19 protein-coding genes are annotated in these 22,202 nt (G+C 67.4%); 8 read left to right on the forward strand and 11 right to left on the reverse strand.

The window, feature by feature from the left end; translation table 11 throughout:
* The 5 genes from sctD to BUB20358_RS23970 form a co-directional block, all read right to left on the reverse strand.
* On the reverse strand, nt 1–1,236 hold a 1,236-nt coding region (gene sctD / locus BUB20358_RS23950), incomplete at its 3' end, for a type III secretion system inner membrane ring subunit SctD (protein WP_174905127.1).
* Nucleotides 1,217–3,253, reverse strand: coding sequence for a type III secretion system outer membrane ring subunit SctC (sctC, locus tag BUB20358_RS23955; protein ID WP_035974402.1), 2,037 nt, complete (start codon nt 3,251–3,253; stop codon nt 1,217–1,219). The genes sctD and sctC, both read right to left, overlap by 20 nt.
* Nucleotides 3,253–3,531 carry a type III secretion system export apparatus subunit SctS gene (gene sctS, locus BUB20358_RS23960; RefSeq protein WP_006766236.1) on the reverse strand — a complete coding sequence of 93 codons (279 nt, stop codon included), beginning with the start codon at nt 3,529–3,531 and terminating at the stop codon, nt 3,253–3,255. The genes sctC and sctS overlap by 1 nt, the downstream gene beginning before the upstream one ends.
* Nucleotides 3,528–5,723, reverse strand: a complete 2,196-nt coding sequence (sctV, locus tag BUB20358_RS23965) for a type III secretion system export apparatus subunit SctV (RefSeq protein WP_006766237.1) — start codon at nt 5,721–5,723, stop codon at nt 3,528–3,530. Before sctV ends, sctS begins: the two co-directional genes overlap by 4 nt.
* A 248-nt stretch (nt 5,724–5,971) precedes the next feature.
* Complete coding sequence (locus BUB20358_RS23970; protein WP_006766238.1) at nt 5,972–6,805, reverse strand: helix-turn-helix transcriptional regulator; 834 nt, start codon at nt 6,803–6,805, stop codon at nt 5,972–5,974.
* A gap of 287 nt (nt 6,806–7,092) precedes the next feature.
* Between BUB20358_RS23970 and BUB20358_RS23975 the strand changes: the two genes are divergently transcribed.
* Nucleotides 7,093–7,989, forward strand: coding sequence for a helix-turn-helix transcriptional regulator (locus tag BUB20358_RS23975; RefSeq protein WP_035975343.1), 897 nt, complete (start codon nt 7,093–7,095; stop codon nt 7,987–7,989).
* Between the two features lie 131 nt (nt 7,990–8,120).
* On the opposite strand, the gene BUB20358_RS23980 is transcribed toward BUB20358_RS23975, so the two are convergent.
* On the reverse strand, nt 8,121–9,767 hold the full coding sequence (locus tag BUB20358_RS23980) for an Nramp family divalent metal transporter (RefSeq protein ID WP_035974404.1): 1,647 nt from the start codon (nt 9,765–9,767) through the stop codon (nt 8,121–8,123).
* Nucleotides 9,768–9,864: 97 nt separating this feature from the next.
* The gene (locus BUB20358_RS23985) at nt 9,865–10,002 is read right to left on the reverse strand and encodes a hypothetical protein (RefSeq protein ID WP_165802988.1); all 138 of its coding nucleotides are present in this window, start codon (nt 10,000–10,002) and stop codon (nt 9,865–9,867) included.
* Between the two features lie 1,079 nt (nt 10,003–11,081).
* On the opposite strand from BUB20358_RS23985, the gene BUB20358_RS23990 reads away from it, so the two are divergent.
* Nucleotides 11,082–11,348: a hypothetical protein gene (locus BUB20358_RS23990; protein ID WP_035974405.1), complete on the forward strand. Its 267-nt coding sequence runs from the start codon at nt 11,082–11,084 to the stop codon at nt 11,346–11,348.
* Nucleotides 11,349–11,458: 110 nt separating this feature from the next.
* Nucleotides 11,459–12,940: a carbohydrate porin gene (locus BUB20358_RS23995; protein WP_035974406.1), complete on the forward strand. Its 1,482-nt coding sequence runs from the start codon at nt 11,459–11,461 to the stop codon at nt 12,938–12,940.
* Nucleotides 12,941–13,045: 105 nt separating this feature from the next.
* Here BUB20358_RS23995 and treA read toward each other — a convergent pair whose 3' ends face one another.
* Nucleotides 13,046–14,725 carry an alpha,alpha-trehalase TreA gene (treA, locus tag BUB20358_RS24000; RefSeq protein ID WP_035974408.1) on the reverse strand — a complete coding sequence of 560 codons (1,680 nt, stop codon included), beginning with the start codon at nt 14,723–14,725 and terminating at the stop codon, nt 13,046–13,048.
* A gap of 3 nt (nt 14,726–14,728) precedes the next feature.
* On the opposite strand from treA, the gene BUB20358_RS24005 reads away from it, so the two are divergent.
* The 5 genes from BUB20358_RS24005 (at nt 14,729) to BUB20358_RS24025 (ending at nt 20,223) form a co-directional block, all read left to right on the forward strand.
* The gene (locus BUB20358_RS24005; protein WP_123806759.1) at nt 14,729–14,977 is read left to right on the forward strand and encodes a hypothetical protein; all 249 of its coding nucleotides are present in this window, start codon (nt 14,729–14,731) and stop codon (nt 14,975–14,977) included.
* Nucleotides 14,978–15,028: 51 nt separating this feature from the next.
* Nucleotides 15,029–16,417: an MFS transporter gene (locus BUB20358_RS24010; RefSeq protein ID WP_045552236.1), complete on the forward strand. Its 1,389-nt coding sequence runs from the start codon at nt 15,029–15,031 to the stop codon at nt 16,415–16,417.
* Between the two features lie 386 nt (nt 16,418–16,803).
* Nucleotides 16,804–17,562 (forward strand): polyprenyl diphosphate synthase, encoded by a 759-nt coding sequence (gene uppS / locus BUB20358_RS24015; protein ID WP_035974414.1) that lies wholly within the window; start codon nt 16,804–16,806, stop codon nt 17,560–17,562.
* A 54-nt stretch (nt 17,563–17,616) separates the two neighbouring features.
* Nucleotides 17,617–18,693 carry a terpene synthase family protein gene (locus BUB20358_RS24020; RefSeq protein WP_035974416.1) on the forward strand — a complete coding sequence of 359 codons (1,077 nt, stop codon included), beginning with the start codon at nt 17,617–17,619 and terminating at the stop codon, nt 18,691–18,693.
* Between the two features lie 318 nt (nt 18,694–19,011).
* Nucleotides 19,012–20,223 carry a winged helix-turn-helix domain-containing protein gene (locus BUB20358_RS24025; protein ID WP_006766245.1) on the forward strand — a complete coding sequence of 404 codons (1,212 nt, stop codon included), beginning with the start codon at nt 19,012–19,014 and terminating at the stop codon, nt 20,221–20,223.
* Between the two features lie 109 nt (nt 20,224–20,332).
* Here the strand turns inward: BUB20358_RS24025 and BUB20358_RS24030 are convergent, their stop codons facing one another.
* The 3 genes from BUB20358_RS24030 to BUB20358_RS24040 all read right to left on the reverse strand — a co-directional run bounded on the left by BUB20358_RS24030 (nt 20,333) and on the right by BUB20358_RS24040 (nt 21,856).
* Nucleotides 20,333–20,551 (reverse strand): DUF1653 domain-containing protein, encoded by a 219-nt coding sequence (locus tag BUB20358_RS24030; protein ID WP_006766246.1) that lies wholly within the window; start codon nt 20,549–20,551, stop codon nt 20,333–20,335.
* Between the two features lie 51 nt (nt 20,552–20,602).
* Complete coding sequence (locus BUB20358_RS24035) at nt 20,603–21,046, reverse strand: GNAT family N-acetyltransferase (RefSeq protein WP_006766247.1); 444 nt, start codon at nt 21,044–21,046, stop codon at nt 20,603–20,605.
* A gap of 168 nt (nt 21,047–21,214) precedes the next feature.
* Nucleotides 21,215–21,856 carry an OspG family effector kinase gene (locus tag BUB20358_RS24040; protein WP_094190666.1) on the reverse strand — a complete coding sequence of 214 codons (642 nt, stop codon included), beginning with the start codon at nt 21,854–21,856 and terminating at the stop codon, nt 21,215–21,217.
* Nucleotides 21,857–22,202 lie beyond the last annotated feature (346 nt).

Below are 22,202 nucleotides of genomic sequence, written 5' to 3' on the forward strand. Positions count from 1 at the left end.
CGCCGCGCCGCTCGCGAGCGGCGGCACCGTGGGCGCCGGCACGCGCTCGGGCGCGCCCGCGGACGGACCGCCGAGCGGCATCGTGATGCGCTGGCCGTTGCGCTCGAACACGACTTCGTCCGGCCCGATCGACACGACGCTCGGCCCTTCCTTCAGCCGCGCGCCTTCGAAATAGCGGCTGCCGTCGGCCGTCTCGATGTAGCGCTGGTCGCCGTCGCCGGCGAACACGGTCGTGATCTCCGGAATGCCGGCGGTGCCGCCGAGCGTCGTCGTCGTGCGCGGCTGCCCGGCATCGGCATCGCGCACGTGATCGACGACCTCGAGCGCCGGGCGCGCATCCTTCATGTAGTTGCGGATGCGCGGCTCGATCTGCGCGCGCGCGGCCGTGCCGGTCAGCTCGATGCGGCCGCGGCCGAGATACGCGACGGACAGCGCCGTGTCGCTGAAATACGTCTGCGCGGTCGCGACGAGATCGCTGACCACGTAGATGTTGCCGAGCGCCGCGTTGTCGACGCCCGCGACGATCTGCGCGACGCGCTCGCGCGCGGCCGGATCGCTCACGTAGCCGGACACGATCACGCCGTCGTCGCGCGGCGCGACGCTCAGCTCCGGATACGCGTGCAGCAGCTGCTGCAGCCGATGCGTGCGCGCAAGCACCGATTCGTGCTGCCACGGCAGGCGCCCGGACCACGCGACGAATCCGTAGCCGAGCGCGCCGAGCAGCACGCCGACCCACAGCGCGACGAGCGCGATCACGAGCCGGCGGCTGCCGAGCCGGCGCAGGCCGCCGGTGAGCCAGCCGAGCCACGCGGCTTCGCGCGCGGCGTCCGGCACGTCCGCTTCGTCGGGCACCGCGATGCTCGCCTGCGCGTGCCGCGCGATGCCGAGCCGGATCGAGCCGACCGTCAGCACGTCCTGCGGCGTCATCGAGCGGCGCGCCGCGCCGAGCGGCTCGTCGTTGAACAGCACCGGCGCGCCGCCGTCGCCGCCGTGGTTCTGCACCGTCACCGCAAGCGCGCCGACCTGCAGGCACACCTGCTTCGCGCCGATCTCGCGATCGGGCAGGATCACTTCGCAGTCGGCCGCGGTGCCGACCCAGTTCGCGCCGCGCGCGAGCGACATCGTGCGGCCGTACATCGGCCCGCTCAGAAAGCACAGGTTCCACGGCGACGCCAGCGCGGCCGCGCCGCCGGGCAGTGCGCCGTCGCCGTGCGGTTCAATGATGGTCGTCGACATGGGTGGACGCTCCTGCGGTCGTCGCCGCAGGCGGCGCGGCCGCATCGGCCGGTGCCGGCAGCGCGGGCGGCCCGAACTTCGTGCCGGGCAGCGGCTTCGGCGTCAGCGGCACCGCGATGTCGTTGTCCGGCGGGCGGTACATCGACAGCGCGTTCGGATCGGCCGGCGCGTCGGCGCCCGGATTCACCGGCGAGCCGTCCGGCGCGTACATCGACGCATTCGTCACGACGCGCGGCGTGAGCAGATAGAACCGCTCCATGTGGTTGCCCGACTTGTCGGTGTACTTGAACAGGTTGCCGATCAGCGGAATGTCGGACAGCCACGGCACGCCGCTCTTGTTCAGGCGCACCTCGTCGTCGTTGAAGCCGGCGATCAGCAGGCTCTTGCCTTCGTCGATCATCGTTTTCGTGACGATGTTGCGCTGCTGGATCACCGGCACGTTCGACACGGCCTGCCCCGGCACGATGTTGCCGTCCTGGATGTCGATCGACATCATCACGCTCTGCGGGCCGCCGGCCGCGGCCGCCGCGTTGCGCGCCGCATCGTCGACGATCATCGGCGTCACCTTGATGCTGGTGCCGGTCGTCACGCTGTACAGCGACGAATCCTGATAGCCCTGCACCTGCACGTAGAACTGCGTGAGGTTCTCGAGAATCGCTTCGGTGTTGTCGAGCGCGAGCACCTTCGGCTTCGAGCGCAGCTGCGCCTGCCCCTTCTGCGCGAGCGCATTCACGCGCGTGAGCAGATAATTGCGCAGCGACCCGCCGATCGACGCGGTCAGCGCGATGCCGGTCGGCATGAACGCGCCGGTCTGGCCGGTCTCCGACGTGCCGATGCCGAACGTGAGCGGCGGATTGCCGGAGCCGTTGTACTGCGTGTTGCCGCTCAGCGGGTTCTGCCCGTTGCCGATCTGCACGTCGCCGTGCGTCGTGTGCAGCCGCCAGTCGATCCCGAGGCTGTCGAGCGAATCCTCGTTGATGTCGATGATCGTCACGTTGATCTCGACGATGCGCGGCCGCTCGTCGAGCTGGTTGATCAGCGACTGGTAGCGATACATGTTCTCCGGCAGATCGCGCACGATCACCGCGTTGATCGCCGGATCGGCGACGATCTGCGGCAGCGTGTCGCCGCCGGCGTTCGAGAACGGCGAGAAGCCGCCGCCCGCGGCCGTGTCGCCCGAATAGCCGCCCGAGCGCGGGCCGCCGGAAATGTCCGGGAAATCGAGCCGCGGCACCGCGATCGTGAGCCCGGAGCCGAGCTTCACCTGGCGCGCGGCCTGCCCGAGCGGCGTGCTCGACGGCATCGCGGTCGTGCCGCCGCCCTTGCCGAACAGGCGGCGCAGGATCGTCGCGACGCCCGGCACCGTCACTTCCTTGCCCGAGCGGTTGATCGTGAAGTCGGACGCCCAGCCGTACTTCAGCCGGAACGCGCGGATGTCCGCATGCTGGCCGTTCGCGGCCGGATCGCCGACCGAGCCGACCGCCTGCCGCACGAGTTCGACGTAGCGGCGCGGGCCGGCCACGTACACGCTGTTCGCGCGATCGTTGATCACGAGCGTGTAGCGCTTGTCGGGGATCTGCATCGCCTGCAGCGCGCGGCCGATCTCGCCGGCCGCGTTCGGCGGGATCGGGATCATCTGCGTCTGCGACTGGTCGGCCGGATCGACGTACAGGAACGAGCCGTCGTAGTACCACGTGAGTCCGTACGTCGAGCAGATCGTGTCGAGCGTCTGCTGCGGCGTGCCGGAGAAGCGGCCGCTGATCACGCCGTCGACCTTCGGGTCGACCACCGCCGTCACGCCCTGCGACGACGCGAGCTCGCGGATGAAGTCGCCGATCTTCTTGCCGTTCGCGACGATCGTGAACGGCTTGTTGCGCCAGCGCAGGTCCGCCGCGCGCGCGGGCTGCGCGGGCGTCATGCACAGCGACGCCGTGAGCAGCGCGGTCGCGCACATGGCGAGCGCCGCCCGTTGCAGGCTGCGCGGTTGAAAGCGGATCGAGGCGACGCGTCGACGCATCAAAGGACTCCTGTGGAAGAAACGAACATGCGTTCCAGCGCTTGCTGCGCGAAGCGCAGCACTTCGCCGCCGAGCCAGCCGGACAGCAGCACGAGCGCGACCATCACGGCGATCAGCCGCACCGCGATGCCGATGTTGGCGTCCTGCACCTGCGTGACGGCCTGCAGGATCGCGACCGCGAGGCCCGTGACGGTCGCGATCAGCACGATCGGCAGCGACAGCAGCAGCACCAGCATCAACGCCTGCCGCGTCAGGTCGAGGATCGTCGAGCTCGTCATTGCGCGACTCCCGGCGTGCGCACGTCGGCGCCGGCGCCGACCGTGCCGTCGTCCGGCGGATTCTTCACCCAGCCGACCGTATGCAGTTGCACGTCCTCCTCGATCTCCTGGTACGACAGCACCGCGAGTTCGGGCAGCATCGGCTGCAGGATCGTCTTCACGTAGCGGCGCGCGCCGAGCGCGACCATCACCGCGAGCCGCGCGTTGCCGTGCGGGCTGCCGGGGCCGGCCGCCTGCGCGGCCTGTACGATTGCGCGCACCTGTTCGCCGATGTCCTGCTTGACCGCGCTCGACAGCGCGAGGAAATTGCCCTGCTTCGTGCGCATCACCGCGTTCTCGATCCGCTCCTGCAGGTTCTGCTCGAACAGCACGACGCGCAGCTGCCGCGTCGCGCCCGCGTGGCGATCGGTGATCATCCGGCGCAGATCGACACGCACGAGTTCGACGAGCGCGATCACGTCGTCGGGCTCGTTCGGCGCCCACGTGATCAGGCTTTCGAAAATCACGCGCAGGTTGCGGATCGGCACCTGCTCGGCGAGCAGCCGGCGCAGCACCTCGGTCACGCGCTGCAGCGGCACGAGCCGCGTCAGCTCGCCGACGAGCTCCGGATGATCGCGGCGCACCAGATGCACGAGCGCCTGCGTCTCCTGGATGCCCAGCAATTCGTCCGCATGCTGGCGCACGATCTGCTCGACGTGCGCGGCGAGCGCCGCTTCGCTCGTCAGCCACTTGCCGTCCGGCGCGGCGCCGTCGGGCTTGATCCATAACGCGGTCGCGAACGGGCCGAACGCCTCGGCCGGCTGCCGCTCCGCGCGCTCGGGCAGCGGCGCGACGCCGTCCCACAGCAGCCAGCCGGGCTTCAGCGCGCCGTGCGCGACGAGCACGTCCTGCAGATAGATCCGGTAAGTGCCGGGCGCCGCGCCTTCGTCGTCGTTCAGCGTGATGCGCGGAAACACCGTGCCGATGTCGGCATCGACGCGCGCCTTCGCGCTCGACAGCGCGGCCTGCAGCTGCGCGAGGTTCAGCGTCGTGCGCAGGTCGTCCGACAGCGACACCGCGATCAGCGACGTGACGCCCGCCGCATGCGACACCTTCGCCGGCTGGCCGTCGTCGGCCGCGCCGACGCGTCCGGCGATATGAATCAGGTTGAAGCTCGGCGCGGTCGTCTTGCGCTTCAGTTGCGTGACTGCGAACACACCGAGGCCGACGGCAATCAGTGCGAACGACCATTTCGGGAAACCGGGCACGACGAGGAAACCGGCGAGCACGAGCGCCGCGATCAGCAGCGCGCGCGGATGCGCGCCGAGCTGCTCGCCCAGCTGTTCGCCGAGCTGGCGCTGCCGCGCATCGCGCGTCGCGACGCGCGTGGTCACGATGCCGGCCGCGATCGACACGAGCAGCGACGGAATCTGCGACGCCATCCCGTCGCCGACGGTCAGGATCGCGTAGCGCTGCAGCGCCTGGCCGATGTCCATGCCGTGCATCAGCGTGCCGACCGCGATCCCCGCGACGATGTTGATGAACGCGATCACGAGGCCGGCGATCGCGTCGCCCTTCACGAACTTCATCGCGCCATCCATCGCGCCGTGCATCTGCGATTCCTGCTCGAGCTTCTCGCGGCGCTCGCGCGCTTCGTCCGCGCTGATGATGCCCGCGCGCAGGTCCGCGTCGATGCTCATCTGCTTGCCCGGCATCGCGTCGAGCGAGAAGCGCGCGCCGACTTCGGCGACGCGCTCCGAGCCCTTCGCGATCACGATGAACTGCACGACCGCGATCACGAGGAACACGACGCCGCCGACCACGACGTTGTTGCCGACGACGAGCCGCCCGAACGCGTCGATCACGTGACCCGCGTTCGCGTGCAGCAGGATCAGCTTGCACGACGCGATGTTCAGCGCGAGCCGGAACAGCGTCGTAAACAGCAGCAGCGCCGGAAACGACGAGAAGCTGACCGCCGACGGCACGTACGTCGACACCGTCAGCAGCACGACGCTCGCGGCGAGATTCAGCGAGATCATCCCGTCGAGCGCCGCCTGCGGCAGCGGCAGGATGAACAGTGCGACCACGGCGACGATGAACGCGGCGAGAAACAGGTCGGCGCGCGGCGACGCGGCGAGGCGCCGTGCGGACACGCCGCGGCCGGCGGAAAACATCCGCTGCCAGTCGCGGGGAAGCGCCTTCGGTTCTGCCATCGTGCCGTCGTCCTGTCGTCGTCGCCGGCGGGCGCGGGCGATCGTGCCCCCGCTCCGCGCGGACCGTTGAATGCGACGAGTGTAGCGACGCGCAACGACGTAGAAACGGGCGCGCCTCGTAGCGCGAAAGCCGGTTTGCCGGCGGCGGTCGAAGCGGACTACGAAACCCGGCGGCGCGGTCCGGCACGCGTCGCCGGAACCGCTTCCACGCGCGCTGCACAGCACGCGCGCACGCCGAATCGGCCGGCTTACGCGCTCAGCCGGCGCGCGGCGAGATACGCGAGCTGCGCGCGGTTCTGCACGTTGAACAGCTTTTCGAGGGAACGGATGTGATGACCGACCTTGTGCAGCGACGTGCGCAGCGCGCTCGCGATTTCCTGGTCGGACAGCCCGTGCACGAGACGCTCGAGCACCTGCTGCTGCTCGTCGCCGAGCACGAAGCCGCGCATGCGCGCGATGCGCGCTTCGAGGAACGGCAGCGCGACGCGATGCACGGCGAGGCTCACCGCCAGCGCGCCGCCGATCACGCGATCGTCGATCCATTCGGTGCCGTGCGTCTCCGACGTCACGTTGACCGCGACGCGCAGGTCGAGCCGCGGCGCCGACAGGCTGAAGATCACGCCGCTGTTCATTGCGTGCGCACGCAAATGACCGGCGAGCGCGAGCACCTTGCGATCGCCGCTGCGCTGCGCGGCCGCTTCGATTTCGTCGAGCCGCCATGCGACGGGGAAGCCGCTCTGCCGCACCTGCGCGAAGCGCGGATCGCTTTCGTACAGCATCCCTTCGATATACGGCTGCATGAAGGTCGCCGGTGCGAGATCGCGCAGCAGATGCGCGCACAGAATGCGCCGCCCGATCATTTCGTACGCGCCGTAACCGAGCGTGCTGAAACCGATTTGTCGCAAACGCGCATGGCATTGCGCAAAATCGACTGTCGCGATGTCGGATTTACCGGGTGCAATCTGAATACCGGTAAAAACGTCGCGATCGTTGCCTTGAAACTCGTGCGAATACGCGGCAGCGGCCGCGATATCAGCGTGCGAGAACCACTCGACGAGTGGTGCGCCGTCAGCATATGTCATGAGGAGCCCGCCCCTTTCCCAATATGTGAACCTGCAGCCCCGTCACGAACCTGGTCTTTTCTTTATGTTTTTTCGGCTGTCGCCATATGCGCGCGAATATGAGCCTTTCGCCGCTATTCGTATTACGGCATATTACGCGGACACGGGCATTTTTGTACAATGCCCCCGCGTTTCGTCAGGATGACGATCGGCGCATATCAAGAACGATGTTTCGATCGCAGTGCCGCGAATGCCGTGCACGACATGGCCGCCGTCAGGCGATGCGCGTCGATTCCGAGGGATGGCTCATGTCCGATATTGCCTTGCATGAAGAAGCAGTCGCCCCAACCGTTTCGCGCGGCACGCACGCATGTGCGAACGCGCTGCGCGAGCGCCCGGTTCAGGTCGTCTGGTGCGACGACGTGAAGCGCGGCGACGTCGCGCAGCCGAATGCGCCGAAGCTCGGCGTCGCCGATACGCTCGCGCACGCGCAGAGCACCGCCGAGCGCAACCGGATCGTCACGAGCCTGCTGCATCTGACCGGCTTCTCGACGTTCGCGTATTTCGCGCTCGAGTTCTCGCGCGACCGCGTCGAAAGCCTCTATCTGCACGAAGCGTTCACGCCGCCCACCTATCGCGGCGACTACGTGCGGCACAACCACCACGACATCGATCCGCGCACGCTCGGCGCGCGCGTATGCAACATGCCGGTCGTGTGGGATCTGCAGCAGCTGCGCCGCGAGCATCGCGAACGCGACGACGGCCCGTGCGTGACGCCGGCCGCGCTCGACGGCTTCCTGCAGACGATGCAGGACGACGGGATGTGCAGCGGCATCATGTATTCGATGGCCGTGCCCGGCACGCGGCTGCACGCGTTCATGAGCTTCACCGCGCCGCGCCGCACGCGCGAATGGATCACGCCGGCGACGATCGAGCAGGCGCTGTCGATCGGGCTCTCGGTGCACAAGTTCGCATCGCCGCAATTGATCGCGACGTCGCGCGAGCGCACGGTCAACGGGCTCACGCCGTTCGAGCAGGAGCTGCTGCTCGGCATCGCGGAAGGCGCGTCGGACAAGGAGATCGGCCGGCGTCTCGACACCAGCGCGCACAACGTCGACTATCACCTGCGCAAGCTGCGCAAGCGCTTCGGCGTCGCGAACCGGATCCAGCTCACGTATCTGACGTCGAAGCTCGAGCTGATCTGATATCGGGCCGCGGCCGCAGCGACGACGCATCGTCGCATACGCATACGCACTCGCACTCGCATGCGGCGTAAACGTAGATGCCGGCCTCGAAGGCCGGCATCTACGTTCATCGACTCTGGCCGCGCCGGACGTCACTTCATCAGCATCATCTGCACGACCTTCACGATCACGAGCCCGACCGCGACCACGAGATAGCCGCGCAGCACGCCCATCCAGATCCGCGTCGCGAGCGTCATGTTCTGCGGCTCGAGCGTGTCGAGCGGCGGCATGCGCCACGTGCTGCGCAGCGCGCGGTCGATGCCCGGCTCGACGACGCGCTGGCTGCGGCGAATCAGCACCGTCGCGAGATAGCCGGCGATCGCGAGCACGGTGCCGCCCACCAGCACGTCGACGATCGCTTCGCCGCTGATGTTCGGATACATCACCGATGCGGTCAGGATGATCGACAGCAGCACGAGCACCCACACCACCGCGCCGGTGAACACGTTCAGCTTCGTCGAGTTGACCCACGGGCCGAGCACCTGACGGTCGTTGCACAGCACGAGCAGAAACACCGTCGCGCTCGGCAGCAGCACGCCCGCGAGTGTCTGCACGGCTTCGGTCAGCAGCCCGAGCGGGCTGCCGGGAATCAGCACGAGCGCAGCCGCGGCCGCGACGATCCCGAAATAGACGAGATAGAAACCCTTCGCGTCGGTCACGCCGCGATGCAGCGAGTGACGGATCTTGAATACGTCGCCGATCGCATATGCGGTCGACAGCGACACGGCCGCCGCGCCGATGATGCACGCATCGAGCAGCGCGACCGCGAACAGCGTCGCGCTCGTGCGGCCCGCGTATTTTTCGAGGCCCGCGATCACGCCGCCCGCGTCGGTGAAGTTGCCGGCTTCCGGATGCCCGCCGAACAGCGCGGCGCTGAAGCCGATCATCGCGACCGCGCCGATCAGCACGAACGCGATGCCGATCCACAGATCGACCTTCTCGTACTTCATGAAGCGCGGCGTGATGCGCTTGTCGATCACGTAGCTCTGCTGGAAGAACAGCTGCCACGGCGCGACCGTCGTGCCGACGATGCCGATCACGAGCAGCATCACGTCCGACAGCTTCGCGTGCGCGGGCCAGTTCGGCACGAAGAAGTCGCGCGTCATCTGCGACACCGGCGGATGAATCGACACGAGCACCGGCACGAGCAGCAGGCTCAGCACGCACAGCACGACCGCGAAGCGCTCGAAGCGGCGGAAGTCGCCGGTACTGACGGCCGCCATCGTCAGCGCGGCGGCCACACATACGCCGGCGACCTTCGGCAGCCCGAAGAACGCGAGCACGAACGTGATGCCGATGAACTCGGTCACGATCGTCAGCGCATTGAGCAGGAACAGGTCGATCACGCTGAACGCGCCCCAGAACTTGCCGAAGCGCTCGAAGATCAGCCGCGCATGGCCGACGCCCGTGACCGCGCCGAGGCGCAGCACCATCTCCTGGTTCACGTACAGCACCGGCACGAGCAGCAGCAGCGTCCACAGCAGCGTGGTGCCGTAGTTCTGGCCGGCCTGCGTATAGGTGCCGAACGCGCCGGCGTCGTTGTCGCCGACCATCACGATCAGGCCGGGGCCGACGATCGCGAGCAGCGTGCGCACGCGCGCCCACCACGTCGCGCGCGGCGCGGTGTCGTGATGCGCGATCGTGCCGAACGCGCCGCGGATGTCGCCCTGATGGGCGTCGTCGAGCACGGCGCTGCGCTCGACGGCGATCGGTGAAGAAACGTTCGATGGCGTGGACATGATGAATTCCGTACGGCTGTTTTTTTATCGGTCGGGCGTGTGGTGCCGGCATGCGCGCGCGATGCGTGCGCGCGCATGCCGGCGTGCAGTCGGCGCGTCAGCGAATCAGCGATTTCAGGCGGGTCAGCAGACGCGCGAATACCCGCGGACGGACATCGAGCGTCAGCATCGCGTCGTAGTGGCTGCGCGATTGCGCGACGTGCGGAAGGGTCGACAGCAGAAGGCCGAAGTTCATGGTCTGGCTCCTGGCGGCAGCGGCATGCATGCCGGCCGCGTGGTGGTCGCGGAGCCAGTCCGGCGCCTGAGCGTGTGTCAGGCTAGTCGGCCGGAGCGTCCCCGCGACCCGGTTTCAAAAGGGTCTGTTCGTGCCGATGGCATAAGGGACAACTGTCACTGTCGTTCATTGCGGCTCCTGTCGTGCGGTGTTCCGGAGAACACGTTGGCCACCACCCGGCGCGCGGGCCGCCGTTCGGTCCATGCGCGGGGCATGGGGCGAACGCGGCCGCGTGCCGGGCGGCGACGAAACCGGGCGGCGCATGCGCAAACGCATCACGCTATCCGGCGCGAATCAGGGTGCACGTAGGGCGTTGCTGTGGAAGAAACTGCTGCGCACCGTTTGCCTGGCTGACAAACGGCGGCGTGAAAGAGGCGCGGACGTCGGTCGCTCAGGCGGAAATTTCGTTCGAAGATCGACTACTGCAGGCGTCCAAGGCGGCGGCCCCAAGAGTGAAGATGCGCGATTCTATGGACCGGCGGAAACGGAAGTCAATCCTCGACACCGCTATTTCCGGAAATAAATTCCCCTGCCCGCCGCACTGAAAGATTTGCGCCCGAAATCGCGCGCCGGAACCTTTCATCGCGTGCCGGGACCCGCGCGCAAGCGATGCGTGCAAGCAACGGCACGACGCGCGTGCAACGGCGCTCGCTCCGGCTCCGTACCGCTGCCGCGAACGGGCGCCGTGCCGCAGCCGGCACGCCGCACCGGCCGGCTGCCGCGCATTTTTTACTTGCGCCGCAGCAAACGACGCGACTAAAATCCGGCGCAACTCATCACCGGAGTCCGTCCGTGGACACATGCCCTAGTTGCAGTTCGATGCCGGTTCAGGCCGGCTCAGCCATCGCGAGATAGCAGCCAGGCGCATACCTTCGCCGCTAGCTCGCATTCGTCGGGTTAGCGCGCTTCTTCCCGATCCGGCCCAGCCGGCTCGCCCGTCGCACGCTCCGTTACGTTCCAGCCACCGATCGCAGGCCGCACCGCGCGCCCGCGCTCGACCACGTCGTTCGGCATGCGCCGAACCGGACGGGAGCAACGTCATGTTCATTCGATCGTTCGCAATCGGACTTGCGCGATGCGTGCGCGTCGCCTGCGGCCGCCGCGTCGTTTTTCGCATCGCACCGCTCGCCCGTGCGCTCGGCCACCGGCGCGGCTGCGCACGCGCGTTCGCCGCCGCGCCGCGCCCCGTCGATTGCCTGCTCGTCGGCGCGATGGCGGCCGCCGTCGTACTCGTCGCGCTGCTCTGCAGCGCCGCGCCGCACATCGGCTTCGCGCAGGTATCGCGCATCGGCGGCTGGCTGCCGTAACCGCGGTTGTCGCGCGGCGGCCTCGCATCGCGCGTCGTTTCGCCGCGTCTGCCACGTCGCGTTTCTTCTTCCTCACCGTTACCAATTCGAACCACCGCACGGAAAACCACATGAAGAATCATCTCGAACCGATCCGGCGCAAGCCGCGCGTCCCGGCATTCGCGACGCTGCTGCTGTCGATCGCCGCCGCACCCGCGTTCGCGCAATCGCCGGCATCGCCCGCGGCTGCGCAATCCGCCGCCGACGGCGCCGCGCCGTCCGCACCGGCGCCCGCTGCTGCCGCGCCCGCTCCCACCGGCATCCAGGAACGGTCGAACCTGCTCGGCAGCATCGGCGGCCTGCGCGACGCACTCGACGATCTCGGCGTCACGCTCAACCTGCAGGAAACCAGCGAATACCTGTACAACGCGGCTGGCGGCACGGCCCGCGGCGGCGCGTACCAGGGCCTCACGCAATTTGGCCTGAGCGTCGATACCGAAAAGGCGGTCGGCCTGCCGGGCGGCACGTTCAACGTATCGGGGCTGCAGATCCACGGCACCAGTCTCACGCAGCGCTACCTGCAGACGCTGCAGACCGCGACCGGCATCGAGGCGAATTCGACCACGCGGCTGTGGGAGCTGTGGTACCAGCAGGCGTTCGCGGACGGCAGTGCGGACGTGAAGATCGGCCAGCAAAGCGTCGACCAGGAGTTCATGGTGAGCCAGTACGCGGCGACGTTCATGAACGCGACGTTCGGCTGGCCCGTGCTGCCGTCCACCGACCTGCCGGCCGGCGGTGCCGCGTATCCGCTGTCGTCGCTCGGCGTGCGGCTGCGCGTGAAGCCCGCCGACGCATGGACGGCAATGGTCGGCGTGTTCGACGGCAACCCGGCCGGGCGCGCCGACGGCGATGCGCAGACGCTGAACGCGCACGGTACCAACTTCAACCTGCGCAGCGGCGCGTTCGTGATCGGCGAAGTGCAGTATGCGCTGAACGCGCCGAGCGCCGATCCAAAGGCACCGCAGCCGGCCGGCCTGCCGGGCACCTACAAGCTCGGCGTCTGGTACCAGTCGCAGCATGCGGACGATCCGCGCGTCGGGACGGACGGGCTGTCGCTCGCGAATCCCGCGAGCAACGGCATCCCCGCCACGCATGGGGGCAACTACGGTTTCTACGCGGTCGCGGACCAAATGGTGTGGCGCCAGTCGCCCGACAGCCCGCGTTCGCTCGGCGTGTTCGCGCGCGTCATGGGCGCGCCGGGCGACCGCAACGTCGTCGACTTCGCGGCGAATGCGGGCGTCGCGCTGAAGGCGCCGTTCGCCGGACGCGACAACGACACGGTGGGCGTCGCGATCGGCTACGCGAAGATCGGCTCGCATGCGCGCGCGCTCGACGGCGACACCGGCGCCTATACGACCCCCGGCTATCCGGTACGCCGCGCGGAAACGGTGATCGAGGCGACCTATCAGTACCAGGTCACGCCGTGGTGGCAGTTGCAAGCCGACTTGCAGCACTTCTTCCGGCCGGGCGGCGGCATCCCGAACCCGCACGCGGCCGGCGCGCGCATCGGCGACGAGACGGTGATCGGCGTGCGCACGACCATCGCGTTCTGACGCGTCGTGGATGCGACACGGGCCGGACGACCGCTTGCGCGGCGATCCGGCCCACGCGCATGGATAGCGTGACGCGCCGAGCTCGCGGCCCGCCGGCGGCGCACGTTACTCGCCGTACAGCCCGAGCAGCTCGAGCGTCACGCCGTTGGTCCAGCCGAAGCCGTCCTGCAGCGGATATTCGCCGCCGCCACCGCCGCCCGTGCCGGTGCCCTCGACCACGTATTTCTCGACCAGCTTCCCTTCGGTCGCATACACGTGCTTCACGTCGGCGAGAAAACGCGTGCCGATGTCCTTCGCGAGCGCCGGCTCGCCGTAGCGGCGCAGGCCCTCGATCGCGATCCACTGCAGCGGCGCCCACCCGTTCGGCGCGTCCCACTGCTGACCGGTGTTCTCGGTCGTCGTCGCGAGACCGCCGGGCTGCAGCAGCGTCCTGCGCACTTCGCGCGCGGTGACCTTCGCCCGCTCCGGCCACGCGACGCCCGCGAACAGCGGATACAGCGCGGCGGCCGTCACGCCGTCGCGCGGCTTGCGCAGCTGCCAGTCGTAGTCGCCGTAATAGCCGCCGCGGTTCCACAGATAGCGGTTGATCGCGGCCGCGCGGCGCGCGGCGCGGCCGGAGAAGTCGGCCACGCACGCGATGTCGCGCGTGATCGCGCAGCCCTTCACGATCGTCGTCTCGAGATGGAACATCAGGCTGTTCAGGTCGTCCGGCACGATCGACGTCGTGCGGATCGTCGCGAGCGTCTTGCCGTCGCCGAGCCAGCGCGAGCTGTAGTCCCAGCCGCTCTCCGCACCGGCGCGCAGGTCGCGGTACACGTCGTTCGCCGGGCGGCCGGCGGCAGCCTTCGCAGTCGTCACGTCCTCGAGATACGACTCGTCGCGCGGCGTGTCGCTCGCGTCCCAGTAGCGGTTCAATACCGCGCCGTCCGGCATCGCGACCACGTGGCGCGTGGCCTGCCCGCGCGGCGTCGTCGATTCGCCCTGCATCCAGTACGCATATTCCTTGCGCAGCGCCGGCAGGTATTTCTGGTAGACCTTGTCGCCTTCGGCGTGCGCGGCGAGCGTGACCATGTACGCGAAGAACGGCGGCTGCGAGCGACTCGCGTAGTACGTGCGGTTGCCGTTCGGGATGTGGCCGATCGTGTCGATCAGATACGCGAAGTTGTCGAGCATGTTGTCGACCAGATCCTCGCGGCCGGACACCTGCAGCCCGAGCATCGTGAAATAGGTATCCCAGTAGTAGCCTTCGCGGAAGCGGCCGCCCGGCACGACGTACGGCTTCGGCATCGGGATCAGCGAGCTGTACGGCGGCGCGGCCGTGGTCGTGCGCGTAAGCTGCGGCCACAGCCAGTCGATGTGCTGGCGCAGCGTCAGGTTCGGCGGCGGCGTCACGCCGCCTTCGGCGGGCGGCGTGAAGTGCTGGTCGACGAACGCCTTCAGCGAAAAGCCCGGCTGCGATTTCTGTTGCTGATACAACTGGACGATCGTCGCGGGATCGGTGTCCGGCGTCGCGTCGACGAAGGTTTTCTGATCGGGATAGAGCTGCGCGGTCTGCACCGCGACGAACAGGTCGCCGTAGAGCTGGCTCGGCGGCGGCAGCAGCGCGCCCGACGCCGGGCTCGCGACCGCGGCGGCGGGCTGCATCGCGGAGCCGGTCGCGCTGTCGGCCTGTGCAGCGCAGCCCGCGACGGCGAGATAGGCGACGGCCAGCGCGGCGGCCCAGCGAGTGCGCGGCACGGGCGATGCGACAAGCGATGCAATCGATGCGGCACGACGTGATGTCATGGCGTGTCCCCTCCTTTCGATGACGAGTGGATCGGCATGGTCTCGTTCGCGCGCGCCCGGTTCGACGGCCGTCGACCGATGCGCATCATTGGTATTCGCAAGTGCGACGACTGTCGCATGAAACGCGCGCCGCATGCAAGTTTCGCCGCGCACGTGCCGGGCGACGTGATCGGCGCGGCAGTCGTCTCCGGTTGCGCGCGCCGTAACAGGAACGACTGTTGCAACATGCGGAACCGCCGTTGCCGCGCGTGACGCGATGACCACATTGTGGGCATAATGGCGCCTTTACCGCGCGCCCTGCTCATGTCGCCCGTCTTTCTAGCACCGCTCATCGTTGCCTGTGCGTTGTTCATGGAAAGCGTCGACGCGAACATCATCGTCACCGCACTGCCCGCGATGGCGAGGGACTTCGGGCACAATCCCGTCACACTGAACATCGCGATCACGGCATACGTGGTCGGCCTCGGCGTATTCATCCCGATCTGCGGATGGCTCGCCGACCGCTTCGGCGCGCGCTCGGTCTTCCGCACCGCGATCGGCATCTTCGTCGCCGGCTCGCTGCTGTGCGCGGCGTCCAACTCGCTCGGCCTGCTCACGTTCGCGCGCTTCGTGCAAGGCGTCGGCGGCGCAATGATGGTGCCTGTGGGGCGGATCATCATCTTTCGCGCGGTGCCGCGCTCGGACCTCGTGCGCGCAATGAACTACCTCGCGATTCCCGCGCTGTTCGGGCCGACGGTCGGGCCGCTCGTCGGCGGCTTCATCACGACGTATCTGCACTGGCGGATGATCTTCTTCATCAACGTGCCGATCGGCATCTACGGGATCTACCTCGCAAGCAAGCACATCGCGAACACGCACGAGCCCGATCCGGGGCCGCTCGACTGGTTCGGCTTCCTGCTGTCCGCGAGCGGCGCCGCGCTGCTGCTGATGGGACTCACGCTGATCGACGGATCGCTCACGTCGCGCGCGAACGCGCTGACGATGTGCGCGGCGGGCGCCGTGATGCTCGCGCTCTACGTGCCGTACGCGCGCCGCAAGGACCGTCCGGTGCTCGACCTCAGCTTCCTGAAGATTCCGACCTACCACGCGAGCGTGGTCGGCGGGTCGCTGTTCCGCATCGGGCTCGGCGCGGTGCCGTTCCTGCTGCCGCTCGCGCTGCAGGAAGGGCTCGGCATGAGCGCGTTCCATTCGGGGCTGATCACGTGCGCGTCCGCGCTCGGCGGCGCGGTGAGCCGCTCGACCGCCACGCACACGCTGCGCCGTTTCGGCTTTCGGACGGTGCTGATCTACAACGCGGCATTCGCGGGGCTCGCGATCGCCGCATACGGCGTGTTCCATCCGGGGATGGCGACGTGGGCGATCTGGCTGATCGTGCTCGTCGGCGGCATCTTCCCCGCGCTGCAGTTCACGAGCCTGAACTCGATGATCTACGCGGACATCTCGCCGCGCGACGCCGGCCGCGCGACGAGCCTCGGCAGCGTCGTTCAGCAGATGTCGCTCGGCCTCGGCGTGACGGTGGCCGGCCTCGTGCTGCACGTGTCACACTGGCTGCAGGGCCATCAGGCGATGGTGTGGTCGGACTTCTGGCCCGCGTTCGTCGTGGTCGGGCTGTGCTCGTTCGCGTCGATTCCGATCACGCGGCGGCTGCCGCCGGGCGCCGGCGACGAAGTCGCGCGCGGCAAGCGGCAGTAGCGGCAGCAAGGACAGCAAGCCGGCGTCGTGCCGTCCGATACGATCGGTGCGCCGATATCGGCGCGCACCGAAATCGTTGTCGCCGCAATTGAATCGGCACGCGCCGAATGTCGCGCTTTCATTATCGAATCGCCGATTTATTCAAAAAATCGAAACACGGATAAAAGCGCCGGCGAATAAATCACGCGCATCGCGATATTTGCGAATCCCGCGCACAGCCCCGCACGACAAGGCTCACGCGCGGCTTGAAAATGCCGATGCGATTTACCAATATTGAATGGACGTCTCCCGAGGCAATCCGTTACGGGCCGGTCGCGCGTAAATCGCACGATCGCTTCCCCATTCGCTCGTCCGTTCGATCACGTCGTCGTATCGAAGGAGTTTCGATGACTCAAGATTTGATTCTGCGCGTGCCCGACACCGTTGCAGTCGAATCGGCGGCCGCGTCGCAACCGGTGCCCACGCACGTTGCCGTGATACTCGACGGCAATCGGCGCTGGGCCGAGCGGTGCGGCGTATCGATCGCCGACGGCTATCGGGCGGGTGGGCGCAACGTGCACGCATTGCTGTCGTGGTGCGAAGAAGCCGGCATACCGTTCGTCACGCTGTGGCCGCTGTCGACCGAAAACCTGAGTCGCGACGCCGCGGAGCTCGGCGGATTGCTGGCCGTGATCGCCGACGTATTCGACGAACTCGCGGCAAGCGGGCGCTCGCGCCTGCACGTGATCGGGGATCTGACGAAGCTGCCGGCGGCGACGGCCGCACGCATCCGCGCGGCCGAACAGCGCACGACGCACGCGCACGGGCTCGACGTGACCGTCGCCGTGGCCTACAGCGGCCGGCTCGATCTGCTTCATGCGATCAGGACGCTGATCGAGGAGCACGTCGCCGCCGGCACCGTCGACCGGTTGCCCGCGCAACTGAGTGCCGAGTCGATCGCGAGCCGGCTCTATACGGCCGGACAGCCGGAACCCGATCTCGTGATCCGCACGTCCGGCGAACAGCGCCTGTCGAACTTCATGCTGTGGCAAACCGCGTTCTCCGAGTTTTATTTCTCGCCGGTCTGCTGGCCGGACTTCGGCCGCGACGATTTCGAACGCGCCATCGATGCGTACGGCAAGCGCGCGCGCCGATTCGGCAGGTAGTTCGAGCGCGGCGTCCTTCATCGCATTCCGTCGACAACCTTCACGAGGCTCGTCATGTCCGTCGTCGATACGCCCGCGGCCGCAACCGCACAGCTGGTCCTCCCGCACCTGTACTACCCGTTCGCGGCGGCATCGATGCATCCCGATGCCGATCGGGCCGAAGCCGACCTCGTCGACTGGATGAATCGCCACGGGCTGCTCGAGGATTCGCGCTGGGCGAACGGCATCCGCCACGGCAAGGTCGGCGAATACTGCGCGCGCATCTATCCGTACTCGACGCTCGACGGGCTGTGTACGGTCTCCCGCGCATACGGCTGGATCTTCGCGATCGACGACGGCCTGTGCAGCCTGCACGGCGTCGCACGCGCGCCCGCCGATCTCGGTGCGCTGTATCTGTGGCTTTACGAAATGATCGCCGACCCGACCGGCCACGATCCGGTTCCGCTGCGCGACGCGCTGTGCGCGCGCCTGCCGCACCTGGCCGCGTTCCTGCGCGCGCTCCAGCATGCGACGCAGGACATCTGCGCACGCATCGAGGCCACGTGCACGCGCACGCAATACGCGCGCTGGGTGGCCGGCATGATGACGTTCCTGTTCTCGACGTTGTGGGAAGCCGGACGCTATGCGACGGACGTCGTTCCGGGCGAGGCCGAGTATCTGTCGGGCCGCACGTACAACGGCTGCGGCGAAGGCGCATTCGCGCTGATCGACATCGCCGCAGGCTACGAAGTGCCGGCCGGGTTCTATGCCGACGAAGCGGTCCAGCGTCTGCGCAAGCTGTCCAACGTGGTTCTGTGCCTGTGCAACGACATCTTTTCGTATCCGAAGGAGGCAGGTGAATCGAGCAGCAATCTCGTGTGCGTGCTGATGCACGAACGCGGTCTGACGCCGCAGGCCGCGCTCGACGAAGCAGCCGCGATCCACAACCGGCATCTCGTCCGCTATCTGGAACTCGAAGCGATGGTGCGCGCGCGCACCGACGAGCCGGCCTCGCTTCGCCTGCTCGACGCGGCACGCTCGTACATTCGAGGCAACTACGACTGGCACTTCGGGTCGCCGCGCTACGGCGCGGCGAAGCACTACGATCTGGCGCGCGCGCTGCGGCCGGGCGGGATCAGCGCCGCCGCATGAATGGCTGCTCGACCGGCAGCGCAAACGTGTGCTTCAAAAAAAATCAGCGGACATCCACGCGGGGCCTGTGCCCGGCCGCATGGATGTCCGCTCAGGGCTCCGGGCATCTCGATGGGGGTCGAGCATCCCGGATTCGCTTCCTGCGTGCCATGGACATATGTGCGTCGGAAGCGGAATCGTTGCGCGCACATCTCGTCGCGCGATGAATGCACTATAGGGAAACTTGCGCGCCGCATCTGTCAAGCATTGTCAGATGCGGCGCGCACGTCGCTTTCGCGCTAAAGTGGTGCCCGACCGCCACCTTCAGCCGCCGTTCCGATGCTCACGCTTTCGCTCGCCTCCGCCCGCGCGCTGCATCTCGCCGCGCAAGGCCTGCTCGCGCCGCCCCGCCGCAAGGCGACCAAGGCCGACGTGCTCGACACGATCCGCCGGATGGCGCAACTGCAGATCGACACGATCCACGTCGTCGCGCGCAGCCCGTATCTGGTGCTGTTCAGCCGCCTCGGCGACTTCCGCCCGCAGTGGCTCGACGAGCATCTCGCCGATGCGAAGCTGTTCGAATACTGGTCGCACGAAGCGTGTTTCCTGCCGATCGAGCAGTTCGGGCTGATGCGCTACAAGATGCTCGATCCGTCCGGCATGGGCTGGAAATACGCCGCCGACTGGCACGAGCAGAACCGCGCCGAGATCGAACGGCTGCTCGCGCGCATCCGTGCGGAAGGGCCGGTGCGGTCCGCGGACTTCGTGCGCGAAGACGGCGTGAAGGGCAACGGCTGGTGGGACCGCAAGCCCGAGAAGCGCCACCTCGAAGTGCTGTTCACGACGGGCGAGCTGATGGTGGCCGAGCGCCGCAACTTTCAGCGCGTGTACGACGTACGCGAGCGCGTGCTGCCCGACTGGGACGATGCGCGCGATCTGCCGCCGCGCGATGCGGTGCTGCCGGCACTGCTCGACTACACGTGCCGCGCGCTCGGCGTCGTGCGCGCCGACTGGATAGCCGACTACTACCGCCTGCCGCGCCGCTCGTACCGCGCGGAACTCGAGCGGCTTGCGGACGCGGGCGAACTGATCCCGGTGCAGATCGCCGACTGGAAGGAGCCGACGTACGTGCACCGGTCGCTCGACGCACTGCTGCCGGCCGCCGCGGCCGACACGCTGCGCTCGACCGTGACGACGCTGCTGTCGCCGTTCGATCCGGTCGTCTGGGACCGGCGGCGCGCGGCGACGCTGTTCGATTTCGATTACACGATCGAGTGCTATACGCCCGCGCACAAACGGCGCTACGGCTACTTCTGCCTGCCGGTGCTGCATCGCGGCCGGCTGATCGGGCGCGTCGACGCGAAAGCGCATCGCACGCTCGGCACGTTCGAACTGAAGTCGGTCCACGTCGAACCGGGCGTGCGGATCGGCACGGGGGTCGCGACGGACGTCGCGAAGGCGATCAGAAAGCTCGCGGCGTGGCACGGAACGCCGACGGTGACGGCCGTGCATGCGCCGCCGGAACTGGTGAACGCGCTGCGCGGCGCGTAACGCGCGCACGCTTCGGCACGTTGCGCGCTATCGCTTCATGGCGGCACCGTCGCGCCGCGCTGCTAGACGCTCACGCCGTGCAGCGCTCGCCGCGGCTGCCGCGCGCGGTTCAATCGCGCAGCTTGCGAAAACGCGGCGTGCCGTCCGGCAGGTTCTCGTTGAACATCGCTTCCGGCCGCACCCACAGGCCGCGCGCGTGCGGCCACAGATGCTCGTAGACGACGAGCGATTCCTCGGTTTCGGAATGACGCGCGACGCCGATGTAGCGATACAGGCCGCCCTTGTAGTGACGATGCGTGGCGAGCTGTTCGGCTTCCTGTTCGGTCATGGTGTGCTTCCCTTCGGCAAGAACGAAAGCGCGTATTGTATGCGCGGCGCGTCAGCGCTTCGTGTAGATGTCCGGCCGCCGAATTTCCATCAGCCGCTCCGGATTCGCGGGCGCGGCGAAGCCGACCGGCCGGTAAAGCGCATGCGCATCGGTCGTCGCGAGCATGATGCGACGCAGCCGCTGCAGCATCGGCTGCGCGAATATGTGGTCGATCAGCGCGCGGCCGTAGCCGTTGCCGCGTTCGGCCGGCAGCACGAACACGTCGCACAGGTACGCGAACGTCGCGTGATCGGTGACGAGCCGCGCGAACCCGACGAAGCGATCGCCGACGTACGCGCCGAAGCACAGCGAGCCTTCGATCGCGCGCTCGACGACGTCGCGCGGAATTCCCTGGCACCAGTACGCGTCGCGGTGCAGGAAGTCGAAGATCGCATCGATGTCGAGTTCGCGCTTGTCGGTGGAAAATCTCAGCGTGGCGGGTACGGGTGCGGACACGTCGGCTCTCCGGTTGGCGCAACGTCGAGCAGCGACGATACCGCACCCTTCGTCGGTCGGCAAGCTCGCATAGGCCCCGCGATTCAACGGCCACGCAACATGGCATCGATGCACGAGCAACGATCTGTTCAACGGCTTCCGGCCATCGCGAAGTCACGCGGCCGAAGCTCAGTGCTCGGCCGAGCGCCTCGCAACAAAACCGCTTATGCTGGCCATGCCCTTTGCCAAAGTCATCTCGTCAAGATTCGCAAATTCGGTGAACGTTATCGGGTATATCCTCTGAAGCTCCTTCGAGTAAAGAAAGTTACCCGTCGAGAAGTCCAACGGAGCGAATCCGGCCTTGAAGACCTCCCCGATTTCCGCTATCAGAATTTTTCCCGCGTCCTTCGGGATATCGAAGACATCCGTAAGCGGCAGACCAGGGAGCGTGAAAACGCGCTCACCGTTTCGCTTAACGAAATTGGGGCCGTACAGTTTTTCCATAAGCTCGATCTGTTTCTCGACGGCCTCCTTCGTCTCTGATTCCTTGAATGCCATCAATGTATTGCCGGGAACGGTCGTGCTGCTCGCAACCCAGAAATTGTTCATATCGGTCACATCGTGCCGGTCGATGTCTGTGCCCCCGGCAGCATGAAACATCGCCACCGCGTCGCCGTTCTCGTCATGCCATCCTGAATCCGATGCAACAACGGACTCGTCAAAGCGGAATATTTTCTTGTTCTTCGCCGGGATTCCGCTAACCTCATCTTCGTACAGAGTGCCTTTCGGAACCGCCGCGGGCGGAACAGAGGCCAGCGGTTTTTTTTCCAATCGGAAATGCGTTCGCGTGAGCTCGACGTCAATGTCCCCACTCGTGGAACGCGCTACTTGACGCGCAGCTACATGCACGCTTTCGGGTAACTCGCTCCAAAACGACGAAATTCCGAGATGACGGACTTTTATCGCGACGGGATCGGAACTTCGCTGAGACCATAGTTGCGCACGCGGGATAGCGATCACGGACTGCGGCATGAAGTCGCGATCGGGTTCGGAAGAATGAAAACCGGCCGGCCGACCACTGACGCGGGCAATGTTCTCGTGAACCGATCGGCGGGAAAGAGCGTCCAGTGCAACGCGACGAGACGGATCGACTCGCGGAATTGATCTAACCGCATTC

It is taken from the genome of Burkholderia dolosa, from assembly GCF_902499135.1.
GTDB lineage: Bacteria > Pseudomonadota > Gammaproteobacteria > Burkholderiales > Burkholderiaceae > Burkholderia > Burkholderia dolosa.